This is a genomic window from Caballeronia udeis (assembly GCF_044909315.1).
In the GTDB taxonomy this organism is placed as follows: domain Bacteria; phylum Pseudomonadota; class Gammaproteobacteria; order Burkholderiales; family Burkholderiaceae; genus Caballeronia; species Caballeronia udeis_A.
Genome location: NZ_JBIYEB010000070.1, coordinates 1 through 12,820 on the forward strand (window position 1 = coordinate 1; position 12,820 = coordinate 12,820).

General features: G+C 60.9%; 10 protein-coding genes and 1 pseudogene. 4 read left to right on the plus strand and 7 right to left on the minus strand.

All coding sequences use genetic code 11. The features are described from left to right. Nucleotides 1–81 precede the first annotated feature (81 nt). The 7 genes and pseudogenes from ABH944_RS44185 to ABH944_RS44215 form a co-directional block, all read right to left on the minus strand. Nucleotides 82–693: pseudogene (locus tag ABH944_RS44185) on the minus strand (DUF72 domain-containing protein). A 22-nt stretch (nt 694–715) separates the two neighbouring features. Further along, a complete protein-coding gene (locus ABH944_RS44190; protein ID WP_211608160.1) occupies nt 716–1,108 on the minus strand; it encodes a RidA family protein in 393 nt (130 codons plus the stop codon). Nucleotides 1,109–1,153: 45 nt separating this feature from the next. Then, nucleotides 1,154–1,978 carry an isocitrate lyase/PEP mutase family protein gene (locus tag ABH944_RS44195; RefSeq protein WP_404615700.1) on the minus strand — a complete coding sequence of 275 codons (825 nt, stop codon included), beginning with the start codon at nt 1,976–1,978 and terminating at the stop codon, nt 1,154–1,156. A 54-nt stretch (nt 1,979–2,032) separates the two neighbouring features. Continuing rightward, complete coding sequence (locus ABH944_RS44200) at nt 2,033–2,575, minus strand: carboxymuconolactone decarboxylase family protein (RefSeq protein WP_404615698.1); 543 nt, start codon at nt 2,573–2,575, stop codon at nt 2,033–2,035. A 235-nt stretch (nt 2,576–2,810) separates the two neighbouring features. Beyond that, a complete protein-coding gene (locus ABH944_RS44205; RefSeq protein ID WP_404615696.1) occupies nt 2,811–3,308 on the minus strand; it encodes a methylated-DNA--[protein]-cysteine S-methyltransferase in 498 nt (165 codons plus the stop codon). A gap of 91 nt (nt 3,309–3,399) precedes the next feature. After that, a complete protein-coding gene (locus tag ABH944_RS44210; RefSeq protein ID WP_404615694.1) occupies nt 3,400–4,329 on the minus strand; it encodes an AraC family transcriptional regulator in 930 nt (309 codons plus the stop codon). A gap of 387 nt (nt 4,330–4,716) precedes the next feature. After that, a complete protein-coding gene (locus ABH944_RS44215; protein WP_404615692.1) occupies nt 4,717–5,502 on the minus strand; it encodes a hypothetical protein in 786 nt (261 codons plus the stop codon). Between the two features lie 922 nt (nt 5,503–6,424). Here ABH944_RS44215 and ABH944_RS44220 point away from each other — a divergent pair. The 4 genes from ABH944_RS44220 to tnpC form a co-directional block, all read left to right on the plus strand. Next, complete coding sequence (locus tag ABH944_RS44220) at nt 6,425–6,829, plus strand: hypothetical protein (protein WP_404615690.1); 405 nt, start codon at nt 6,425–6,427, stop codon at nt 6,827–6,829. Then, nucleotides 6,826–10,311, plus strand: coding sequence for a WD40 repeat domain-containing protein (locus ABH944_RS44225; protein ID WP_404615688.1), 3,486 nt, complete (start codon nt 6,826–6,828; stop codon nt 10,309–10,311). The genes ABH944_RS44220 and ABH944_RS44225 overlap by 4 nt, the downstream gene beginning before the upstream one ends. 576 nt (nt 10,312–10,887) lie before the next feature. Then, complete coding sequence (tnpB, locus tag ABH944_RS44230) at nt 10,888–11,142, plus strand: IS66 family insertion sequence element accessory protein TnpB (RefSeq protein WP_404615703.1); 255 nt, start codon at nt 10,888–10,890, stop codon at nt 11,140–11,142. Nucleotides 11,143–11,246: 104 nt separating this feature from the next. Next, nucleotides 11,247–12,820 (plus strand): IS66 family transposase (tnpC, locus tag ABH944_RS44235; protein ID WP_404615686.1); only part of this gene is annotated, 1,574 nt, incomplete at its 3' end.

Genomic DNA, 12,820 nt, shown 5'->3' on the forward strand with positions numbered 1-12,820 from the left:
CCGACTGCTTGCTGGCCGAGACGCCGCGCGAATGGCCGTTCCAGTTTGCAACCTGCCCTAGCCCTCGCATGAGGTCGAAAGTCAGTCGTGGGTCGAAGAACGACCCACGTACGGCGCAAGGCCGCCTGAAGCAGGCCCTCGTCGGAGTTGAGCGTCCAAAGCTAGCCACCTGACGCTGGATAACATTACCGTGTATACGTAAATGTTGTTGAAAATCACGTGCGTGCGCGAAACTTGACTCGCAATAATTCGAATCTTCTCCGCCAACTCCGCAAGCTCCTCGTCGCTATAGTCATAGTTGAAGCGATCACTCGCGGTCTTGGCATCCTTGACGTTCCACGTCTCATGATTCCGGCCGTGCAGACGCACGATAGCGAGGCTGTCGTTCGTCACCTCCCATACAGCGGGCACGCTGTTCCCGGAATCCTAAGGTTCGTCGACGATGACGTTGACGAGATGGCGCGAGCGCTCGCTCTGAAGCGTTCCAGCGGCCGCCGCTTCGCTAAAGCATGAGCGGTGTCGGAATTCCGCAGCGACAGTGAAGCCTTCCATCTGGTCAGCGCAGTGATCGACGTGCGCGCGGCCGTCCGGATTGCTGACGACCAAGGGCGCAAACTGGAAATGCACCGCCCCCAGTTTGCCTGCGGCCCGGAGCGGCTCGGTTGACGCCGGCGATCGAGCAGCGCGGTCCACTCGTCCGGCCCTTTACCGTCGCTCATACCGCTGCGACGCAATCAATTTCAATGTCGAAATGTCCAGGCCACGCCGGCACGTTGACGAAAATCCGTGCCGGTGGCTGCGTACCGAAGAATCTCGCGTAGATCTCGTTGACGACCGGGAACATCGTTACCGACGTGCAGTAGACGTTGCACTTCAGCACCTGATCGAGCGACGACCCCGCCGTCTCTACGCACATTTTCAGTTGTTCCAGCACGCGCTCGGTCTGCTGCTCTATCGGTGCATCCAGTACTTCGCCGGTCTGCGGATCGAAAGGCGGGAAACCTGACACGTAGATCGTGTCGCCGTGACGCGTAACGGCGGATGTCGGCGCCTTCCAGCGCTCCAGCCAGCTCGACAGTGGTTCTACACGAATGATTTCACGGGCCATGATGTTCTCCTTGAAAATAGACAGAGTTCGAGCGGACCACGACCTTTAAGCGCCGTCGAGAAATTGCGCATTCAACTGCGCGCCTGAGGCAGCGTCGGCGAACCCATCGAAGCGTCCGTTGGCGAGCGATTGCGCTGCCCGCATAAAGCCACCCCATGCAGCCCGCGCGAGCGCCCCGCCGACGCTGACGCGCCGCACGCCGAGCGCGGCCAGGTCCTGCAGCGTAAGCGTGGACTGCGAGCCGATCAACACGTTCACTGGCCTGGGAGCAACGGCGGCAACGACGGCTTTGATCTGTTCGCGTGTCTGGATACCGGGGGCGTACAGACAATCCGCGCCGGCTGCCGCGTATGCTTTGAGCCGTGTCAACGTATCGTTCATGTCGGGCACCCCAACAAAGAAATTTTCCGCGCGACCAATCAGCAGCGTATCACCGCCGCTCTCGTCGATTGCCTGCCGTGCCGCTTCCAGCCGTTCGACGGCTACCTCTAGCGGGAACAGCGGGCTTTCGGCATTTCCGGTGGAGTCTTCGATGGAAAGGCCGGCGACTCCTGTTTCAATCGCCAGCTTTACGCTTTGGGCGACGTCGGCCGGATTATCTCCGAAGCCGTTTTCAAAGTCGGCGTTCACTGGCAGATCGGTTGCCGCAACCATGTCGCGCAGATGCGCAAGAATGATCTCGCGCGTCACGTGATTGTCTGCGCGACCGGTCGACCACGCGAAACCGGAACTGGTGGTCGCAATCGCCTGGAAACCAAGGCTCGCGAGGTAGCGGGCGCTGCCCGTGTCCCAAGGATTTGGCAGCATGAAGCAGCCAGATGCATGCAGTGCGCGAAAGGCGGCGCGTTTTTCAGTAATGGTGCGTGACATGACGGGCTCCTGATAGCAGTTGGGAGCCGTTGCAAGCTCCCGGACACTTTCGGTTCAGCCGATCGCAACTTCGACGACCGGGAAATCGATCTCCGTCTCGAACGCGTTGTTGACGAAGTTCGTCAACAGGAATTGCGCGCTGAGTGCGATGATTTCGACAATATTGGCATTGGTGAAGCCCGCGGCTCGTACGGTGCGCAGATCGTCTTCGCTGACCTTGCCGTGCGTTTCCATCAGCTTCTTCGCAAACGCCACGGCTGCCGCGGTTTTCGGTGTGCCGGATTGACCCCTGCGATTAAGCTGGATTTCGTCGTCGTCGATATTCGCCAGGGTGCTTGCCACATACGAGTGCGCTGACAGACAGTACTGGCAACCGTTCACCTGCGAAACGGCAAGCGCGATGCCATCGCGTACTTTCGCGTCAAGCGTCTTCGCGAGCGCGCCCTGCAGGCCGGCCCATCCATTCAGCACGTTCGGGCTTAGCGCCATGATGCGGAACAGGTTGGGTGTCGTCATCAGTTGCTTCGTCACAGCGTCGACAACGGGTTGTGATGCGGCGGGAATCTGATCGTTGGTAGGAAGTGCAATGCGGGTCATGATGATTCTCCTGATCGAAAAAGGGAAGCGGTCTGCATCGAGTACGGCTGCGTTTGCATTGATGGAAAGTCTAGATGCAGACGTAGTGCAGAAAGTCCGGCAAACCGCGTCGAAAGTCCGCTTGTGTCGATCCGCGAAAGGCGTGGTGAGATCCAGAAAAAGAAATCGGCACCAGGTGTCGGCGCTTGCGCGCCGACACCTGGTGCCGATAGAGAGGGGGCGTTGCCTGTCGCGTTCAGGCAATTCCGCGTGCTGCCCGATCTTCCGTATCGAGCAGCAGGGCTTTGGTCGGGAGTCCGCCTGCGAAGCAGGTCAAGCTGCCCGACGAGCCGACCACGCGATGGCATGGCGTAACGATCGAAAGCGGATTGCGCCCGATTGCCGCGCCTACGGCCCGCACTGCCTCACGGTTGCCGATTCGCGTCGCGATGTCGCGGTAGGTGCGTCGCTCGCCGAACGGAATGTCGAGTAGCGCGTTCCACACGCGCTTCTGGAACGGCGTGCCTTCCATCGCGATATCGAGATCGAACTGCGTGCGCTCACCGGCGAAGAATTCGCGCAGTTGCCACTCAGCGTCGAGCAGCACCGGATTGTCGTCGGCCGGTTGCATCTCGCCCAGCTTCACGCAATTCCTGCGCTCGTTCTCCCACAGGATGGCGATCAGCTTGGTGTCGCGCGCAACGAGTTTGAGCTTGCCGACCGGCGAATCGGTGATCATGTATTCGAGAGCCATTACGAACCTCCTGTCCGTGGTTGGATGTTATCCAGTATGGACGGGAGGACGCCGCACGAAGTCCGTCAAAGCGTGCAAATCGTCCGGCTTTTCAGGCGTGTTCGGCGCTCGATCGATACTCGAGCGGGCCGGTGCCGAACACTTCGCGAAACGCCCGCACAAAGGTCCCACGGCTTGAGTAACCGACGTTACGCGCGACCTGATCGAGCGAGAGATCAGCGGTGCGCAACTGAGCGGCCGCCTGCCGCATGCGAATGTCGCGCAGCGCCTGCATTGGCGACTTGCCAAGGGCCGCTGAAAAGCGGGCCATGAAGGCGGACCGGCTCAGGAATGCGGCTTCGGCGAGGCTCGCGACGCTGTGTGGCGAGCCGGGGCGCGCGACCATATCCGCGAAGACCCGTGCGATCTGTGGGTCGCCGAGCAGCGCGAAGCGTTCGAGCCAAAGGGTGCTCTTTTTTAGCGAGCGGCGCACGAGTGCGACGATCACCTGTTTCAGCAACGCGCCGGACATGGCGCCTGCGCCGATCTCCTGGGCGACGAGCTCATCGAACGCGGTGCGTAGATAGAATTCGAGTCGGTCGGACGCGTCGAAGTGCTCGACGATTGGGGTCGACAGGGTTTCGAAAAGATTAATCGATGCGCCGAACGCCGCATTGAAATAACCGCAGATCATTACGGTCATTGGCTCGGAGGTGCCAGCGCGAAACCGGCTGATCGAATCGACAACCCGCTTGTGTTCACGCCCGGGAACCAGGATCGACGCGATGCCGGCCTTGCTGGCGGGTACTTCGAGCTTCAGCGCGTGGCGGGGTGGCACGATTAGCAGCGTGTGCGGCCTTAGCTGTACCGATTCCGCGCCGGCGATGTGCAGCAGGCCTTCGCCGGACAGGATGTAGTGGATGCCGGGTGCTTCGTTGCCGTCCAGTTCCAGCACGAAGCCCTGACTGACGAGGCATTCGGACAATCCAAGTACCCGGATCTCGAGTGCGCTGATCAGCTCGTCCAGATCGGCTGGAGACATACGAGGCGCAGGGATAGGCATTGCGACGGGCATTCGTATCGGGAGTATTTGGAGGCGAAAAGATCACTCGATGATCAATAACGACACACGATTCTCGCACATTACACATAGACGAAGACTTGTGGCCGCTCTTCGACCCCAAGCCGCCATTGCCTTGGTCTACCGGAATGGCCGCTAGGGGTCGCGTGCTGCCGATCGCTGTCGGGCAGGGACCGGCCAGGCGCGGACGATCGACGGTTCAGTCTAGATGGTCGACAATCGTGCGTTTGGTGCTAATCGCGACAGAGTCGGCTTCGTAGTTGACGGGCTTGAAAGTCCGTTCCGGCGTCGCGCCCGAAGGCTCGCGCGACGCACGTTATCGCGTACGTCCTCGCGGGGTACAAATCTCTATGGTTTCGGAGTTTGTGCCGCTGCCGCGTCGAGCGTCCGCAGCACTACGTCCCCGAGCGGAAACTGACTCGTATTGCCCATGTAGTAAAGCGCGACGCGACTAGGTGATTGCGCAATGACGTACCCGCGCGCTATTTCCTTTCCATTATTGACCGCTTGATAGCACTTGGTCATGGAGCGACCACAGCCCTTGTCGAAGTCCTTCAGGTCGGTTTTCGCCACGTCTTCGCCAACGGCCTCACCGATAGCTGAGGGAATCGATATCATCGGCGGAACAAACAGGAAAAACCATAAGGCGCTTACGAGGAAAAATACGATGGCCATAACCATCCCGATGTACTTTCGTAAGAGCGGGTGTTGTGTAAGTAGTGCGCGCGCACCCTCTACTCGGCCCTTGCCGTTTGCGAAAAACGGCGATATCACCGCAAATACTACGGGTAGCGCGGCAAAGTAGGCCAAGCAGACGGCGGTTATGCCGAGCAGCTTAACGACGTGTCCGCCAAGCCAGTTCTGGAGCGCGAGGGTGGCGTGCAATCCCCCCCAGACCGCGAGCACGAAATGTGTTGGGTGATCCGCTGGAAATGCGCCGTTGTAGACGGCAAATTTGCCAAGATAGGCGTTGTAATAAGCATCGCCAAGTGAATAGGCAACCCCCGCCATAATAAGTCCCAGCACCGACGCGATAACCGCCCAAGGCCAGTCGCATATGTTTTTGCAAAAAGATTCGGTACTTGCGTCGTCATCAGTCTGCAATCTGGCGGGGCCGTCTGTTGAGGATTTCATTCTTTATTCCTTTGCAAGAAAATTCATGAAAAATGCGGACGTGAGCATACAACGCTCGCTACGCCAGACGGCTATTCACTTTTCTACCGGAACCAGATTGCCGGACGGCATCGGCAGTGCGCTGCTTATTAAGAGCCGGACCGGGACAGATGCGCGAGAAACCTACCGACTTGGGCGGTATTCTGAACGACCGCTTTCCAGAAAGCTGTGGGACTGCTCCGGGTCGGCCGATCGCAGGCGGGCGCAAGCCGGCCATGAAGCGTCATTCGCATGCATCGGCGGTCGGACGTTCAGACGTCGGATCCGCTCAGTAATCTGCCATTCACTTCGCAGATTGACCGTGCTTTTCGGCCATTGCGGTCCAGGGTACATCAACAACCAACGTCGGATGCCACTGCTGAGAACGCACGCCGTTCTCTCCAGTTGTCAGTCCAATTCAAATGCAACCAGATGAACGCTGGGCCGATAGCTACCTCCCAGCTAAAGTCTTCAAGGCGCCACGGCAAGTATGCCGGCTGCACACGGTCGCCCTATTAAATGATTTGCGAAGATGGACATCGGCCTTTTCATTTATAACGCCGACCTGTAATGTGACAACCGCTAGTCCAATCGCGTCCTATATTGATGGATAGCCAGACGCAGGATTCGTCGTGACGCGTTAGCGCGAAGTCCGGAGGTGGCTTCATCCCTTTCGCAAGGAGCGCGCAATGGGGTCTGCTCGGGACTACCGTCATTGCGGCGCGGTCCATAGGTGCCGACCGAGCGACCACCGAGGTCGACAACGATCGCAGAAGGTTCTGAAGTGCTGAAGGACTTGCTGCGGAAGTTATGACCGAATGGGACGGCGTCGCGACGGTTGATACCGTGCTCAATGGGGGGCTTGTTCTGCATCCCGCTGTTAATTCCTAGAGGTAACCAGAAAATGGATCCAGTCACCATGGCCATCATCGCCGCCGTCGAAGCGGGGGCGAACAGCGCGGCAGGCGACGTTGCCAAAAAGGCGCTTGTCGATTGTTACGATGGTTTGAAGTCTTTACTAATAAAAAAATTTGGCACCGAGAGTGATGTCGCAGAGGCACTCGATAAGTTGGAGAAGCAACCTGACGCAAAGGGGCGGCGGCAAACAGTGCAAGACGAATTGGTAGCGGTGGACGCGGGCGCCGACCCGGAGTTGCTCAAGGCCGCGCAAGCGCTCGTCGATCAAATCAAATCACGCCCTGGCGGGGAGCAGCACATCACAAATGTGCAGGGGGACTTGAATGTCGTGGCGGATCGCGGAAGCTCGGCCAGTATTAATATTTCCGGCTCGGTGGGAAAGCGGGAATGAATGAACCGGCGGGCGAGCGGAAAACTGTGAATGTGGACGGTAGTTTCAACATAATCGCCGACCATGGCAGTAACCCTATCCTGAACATTCACGGCCCCGTGAATGTCTACAAGGGCGCGCCGCCGACGTGCTGGAACTGGCCGCGAACGTGGGACTTCGCCGGGTACCTCCATGAAAAGCGACGCTCCTTCACCGGCCGCGACTGGCTGTTCGACGAAGTGCGAGCGTGGTACAAGGAAAAAAACGGCGCGCAGGCGCTACTGGTCTGCGCCGACTTCGGCGTCGGCAAGTCGGCCTTCATGGCCGAGCTCACGGCCGATTCTCACGACCTGCAGATTGCCGCATATCATTTCTGCCAACACGACACGTTTGAAACGCTCAATCCGGCGACGTTCGTTCGCAGCGTCGCCGCACAGCTCGCTGCCTCACTGCCAGAGTACAAGGCGGCCGTCGAAGCCGATCCAGACGCGTGCCGCTGGCTCGACGATGCGCAACTGGATCCGGCGAGTGCGTTCGAGCGCGCGGTTGTCGGTCCGCTCAACGCGATCGCCCCACCTGCTGCGCCCCAAGTGTTGCTGGTCGACGCGCTGGACGAGGCGCTCGATTTCGAGACCGCCGCCGGCACTGGTCGTGCAACCACGATCGTACGTCTGCTCGCCGCCCGTGCCAAGCGTGTGCCCTGGCTGCGAATTTTCGCCACAACCCGACCGCGACAGGACGTCCTGCAACTGATGCAGGCCGCGTTCGGCAGCAAGACGCTGGACGGCGAGGATGTCCGCAACCTCGACGATATCCGCCACTACGTCGCCGGTCGCTGCGGCCGTGCGCCGCTGGCGCGTGTGGTGGAAGAAGGCGGCAGAAGCGCCAGCGAGATCGCGGCGACGCTGTCGGACGCGAAGCAGAGTGGCGGCAAGTTCCTGTACGCCGTCAGGGTGCTAAACGACGTCGAGTCCGGCGCGCTGCCGCCGGAGCGCCTCAACGACCTGCCGCCCGGGATGGACGGGTTCTATCTCGACGCCTTTGAGCGGCGCTTCCCGAGAAGCGAGGACTATGCGTCTATCGGCGCGCTACTGGGCGTGCTGAGTGTCCAGCGCGAGCCGCTGTGGCGGGCAGAACTTGCGGCCATCCTGTGCACGACCGAGGCGCGGGTCGGGGCCATACTCCAGCGGCTCGAAGATTTCCTGCAAGTGCGAGCGAAACGCTATGCCTTCGACCATCTGTCTCTCGCGCAATGGCTCAGTGAAGAGAACGAAGACGGTTTTCCGCGCGCAGGCCGGTTTTCGATTGTGCAGCAAGACGCCGAGGCACTGATCGCCGATTGGGCGCGTCGCGAAGTCAGCACGGACCGCGCGCATGAGTCGACGTATCTGGCGCGGCATCTTGGAGCGTACCTGAGCCCGAATGAGCGAAAGGTCCATTTCGCCAGAATGCTCCCCGACTTCCGCTGGCTTGACGCCCGGCTCCACGCAGTTGGGATCAACGCGTTGCTCGTCGATTGGGCAGACGTGGCCGGGACACCTGCGCTCAGGGCGCTAGAGCGTGCGCTTCGACACAGCGCCCACGTTCTCGGACACGACGGCAGCGACTGGCATGGAGCCGATATGCTCGCCTCACAGATTCTTGGTCGTCTGCAATCTCAGGCCGTGCCGGAGATCCACGCCTTGTGCGCACAGGCGGCAGGGCAGCTTGCGCGCATTACCGGATTGCGACCCCTGACCGACAGCCTTCGATCGACCGAAGCGTTAGTACGTACGCTCGCGGGACACACGGGCTCGGTATCTGCGCTCGCGGTGCTTGCCGACGGTCGGCTCGCATCGGGGTCGTCGGACCGCACGATCAGGTTATGGAACCCAGCGAAAGGAGTGAGCGAGGCTACGCTCGAAGGACACACGGGTTCGGTATCTGCCGTCGCTGTGCTTGCCGACACGCGGCTCGCGTCGGGGTCGTCGGACGGCACGATCAGGCTATGGAACCCGGCGAGCAGTGTATGTGAGGTGACGCTCGAAGGACACACTAACCAGGTGTCTGCGCTTGCGGTGCTGGGCAATGGGTGGCTCGCGTCGGGGTCATGGGACCACACGATCAGGCTGTGGAACACGACGAGCGGTGTGCGCGAGGTAACGCTCGAAGGACACGCTGAATCGGTATCTGCCGTCGCTGTGCTTGCCGACGGTCGGCTCGCATCGGCGTCGTGGGACCACACGATCAGGTTGTGGAACCCGGCGAGCGGCGCGTGTGAGGCGATGCTCGAAGGGCACACGAACCGGGTATCCGCGCTTGCGGTGTTTGTCGACGGTCGGCTCGCGTCGGGTTCTGAGGACCACACGATCAGGTTGTGGAACCCATCGAGTGGCGCGTGCGAGGCGATATTAGAAGGACACGTGCGTCCAGTATCGTCGCTCGCAGTGCTTGCCGACGGTCGGCTGGCGTCGAGTTCGGAGGACCACACGATCAAGCTGTGGAACCCGGCGAGCGGCGCGTGCGAGGCGACGCTCGAAGGACACGCGAGTCTGGTGCTTGCGCTCGCGGTGCTTGGCGACGGGGAGCTCGCGTCGGGGTCATTGGACAAGACGATCAAGCTGTGGAGCCCGGCCAGCGGCGCGTGCGAGGCAACACTCGAAGAACTCGCGAACCGGGTGTTGTCGCTCGCGGTGCTTGCCGACGGTCGGCTCGCGTCGGGCTCAGCGGACCACACGATCAAGATGTGGAACCCCGCGACCGGCGTGTGCGAGGCGACGCTCAAAGGACACACGCATCCGGTATCCGCGCTTGCGGTGCTGGCCAACGGCTGGCTCGCGTCGGGTTCGGAGCGCACGATCAGGCTTTGGAACCCGACGACCGGCGCGTGTGAGGCGACGCTCGAAGGACACTCGCGTCCGGTATCCATACTCGCGGTGCTGGCCGACGGGTGGCTCGCGTCGGTGTCGGCGGGCCACACGATCAGGCTTTGGAACCCGACGACCGGCGTGTGTGAGGCGACGCTCGAAGGACACACGGACCGAATATCCGCGCTCGCGGTGCTCCCCGACGGGCGGCTCGCGTCAGGGGCGAGGGACCAGATGATCAAGCTGTGGAACCCCGCGACCGGCGTGTGCGAGGCGACGCTCGAAGGACACGCCGGTTCGGTGTACGCGCTCACGGTGCTTGCCGACGGGTGGCTCGCGTCGGGGTCGTCGGACCACATGATCAGGTTGTGGAACCCGACGACTGGCGTGTGCGAGGCGACGCTCGAAGGGCACACTCGTCGGGTGTCGGCACTCGCGGTGCTTGCCGACGGGCGGCTCGCGTCGGGATCATGGGACAACACGGTTCGAATCTGGCAGGTCCGCAACGGACGTTGGACTGGAGCGGTTCGGTTTGTAGCTGACGCCAATATCCGGGCGCTTGCCTTTGCGGCGCGCGCCGGCGTTCTTGCGGCCGGGGACATCAGTGGACGCGTTCACTTCCTTAAGGCGGACGCTACTGTTTCTCTTCCGACATGAACCGGACGATGGGCTGAGCGTGGTGTGAAACCGTGGCTCGCACGGCCATGCTTCGGCGCCCCGCGACGTCCCGGGCGTCGTCGCACCATTCCTTGTATTTCTTTCTTTGACGATAAAGGTTGTTCGCATCGAAGAATTTTTCGACAAATCGTGGGGCTGTCCCGGGCATAAGACGAGAAGCCTGGATCACAGTGCGATGCTGAGCCAAGGGCAGCGCAACACATAGCTGCCCCTTGCAACTCCTCGGCTCGATGACTGCAACGGGTCGGGAGTGTGAGTTCGCTGATGCGGGAAGCCGCCGTCGGGTTGCCCGATGCCGCCATCGTCAGCAATCCGCGACATTGCTGACGTAGAAGCCGGTCCGTCCCCATGTCCGCAAAGGTCGACCTGGTGTCCCGAGCAGCCATTCAACGAATGCTGCCCTGAACGGCGGGAGTGGGTCGTCAAGCGTCTCTCACCCTCTAATCAAAGTCTCATCGGCACGTTGCCGGGAGCCAACCGCCCCCGCGCGGCAGTCCTTCGATTCCCGCGCTTTCCCGGCAGTCCAGGCAATTCCGTGCTTGCGAGTCTAGCTAACTGCGTGCTAGTCCATTCGCCCGTGCGGTCTTCGCCTTCCGTAACAAGCGGGCCAACCGCATCAAGCTGCTGTTTTACGAGTGCTCGGGTTTCTGGCTGATGATGAAACGGTTAGAGGCGGACCATTTCGCCTGGCCACGCCGACAGCAGGCGGTGATGGAACTCACGAGCGAGCAGCTTCACTGGTTACTCGAAGGCATCGACATCGACGCGGTCCGTCGTCACCCTTCGAGGCAGTACCGACACGTGTGCTGAACGTTCAGTAGCAGCACGCCGGGTATAGTGCGCGCGACGCCCGGCGCGATTGTTACACTTTGACGTAAACCCATTCGTTGTGCGGCTTCGCTATCGTGGAGCACATGAATACCGACGCCCGCCCCCCGTCCGCTGAGGACGATCTCAAACAGCTCTCGCCCGATGAGCTGATCGCGCGCATTCTCGAGCTTCAGTCCAATAACCAGCAACTTGCGCAACGCATCGGGCAACTCGAGGAGTTGTTCCGTCTGGCGCAGCTCAAGCGCTTCGCGCCGGGCAGCGAGAAACTCAAGGATCGCGTGTTCGATGAAGCCGAGCAGATCGCCGCGACCGAACCCGGTGACGATGATTCGGATGACGCATTCGCGCTCCCCGATACAGGACTACCGGAGCTTGATAAGCCCGATCGCGGTAAGCGGGGACGCAAGCCGCTGCCGGCCGAGCTGGCGCGCCGGCGCATTGAGTACGATCTGCCCGATGAGCAGAAGATCTGTGCGTGCTGCCAGAACACGTTGCACCGCATGGGGGAACAGACGAGCGAGCAGTTGCACATCGAGATCAAGGCGCTGGTGCTCCAACATGTGCGCTTCAAATACGCGTGTCGCCACTGCGAGCGCAACGCCGAACGCACGCCGATGGTAATCGCGCCGATGCCCGTGCAGCCGTTGCCGGGTAGCAGCGCGAGCGCGGCGATGATTGCGACGGTGACAACCGGCAAATATGTTGACGGCACGCCGCTGTACCGGATGGAACACGTGCTGGCCCGTGCGGGCATTGCGGTGAGCCGTGGCACGCTGGCGAACTGGATCATCAGGCCTGCCGAGATGCACTACAGCCGATTGTACGAAGCGATGCGCCAAACACTGTTGTCGCAGCCGCTGATTCACGGCGACGAGACGACGGTGCAGGTCCTCATGGAAGAAGGCAAGACGCCGCAAAGCACGAGTTATATGTGGACGTACAGAAGCGCCGGGGACAGCGAGCAGCCGGTGGTGCTGTTCGACTACCAGCCGGGGCGCGGGCAACAATACCCGCAAGCGTTTCTCGCTGGTTACGAAGGCATGCTGATGACTGACGGATACAGTGCTTGGCGAACGCTCAAAGGTGCCACTCACTTCGGCTGTATCGCCCATTCACGGCGCTTGTTCGTTGAAGCACACAAGGGACAGAAGAAGAAAACGGGTGGTCGCGCGCTGCAGGCGCTTGAGTATTTCAAGGCGCTCTATCAGGTCGAGACGCTTGCTCGGGCAAAACCGCCTGATGGCGAGACGCAAGCCCACTACACCTACCGGCTGCGGCGGCAACACAGCGTGCCGTTGCTAGAAGCGTTCAAGGCTTGGCTGGACACACAGGCGCTCCAAGTGCTGCCTGAAAGCCTGTTGGGCAAGGCGATCAGCTACACGAGAAACCAATGGAAATATTTAAGCCGCTACGTGATCGATGGACGTGCCCCCGTGGATAACAATATTCTGGAAAGAGATATCAGGCCATTTGCAACATCGAGAAATTCATGGCTCTTCTCTGACACAGTTGCGGGCGCGAAGGCGAGCGCCATTGTCTATAGCCTCGTGCTGACATGCCGGGCCTGCAACGTTGAGCCCTATGCGTATCTGCATCATGTGCTCACCGAGATGCCACAACGGGCATCGGACGCTGACATCAGCGACCTGCTGCCGTT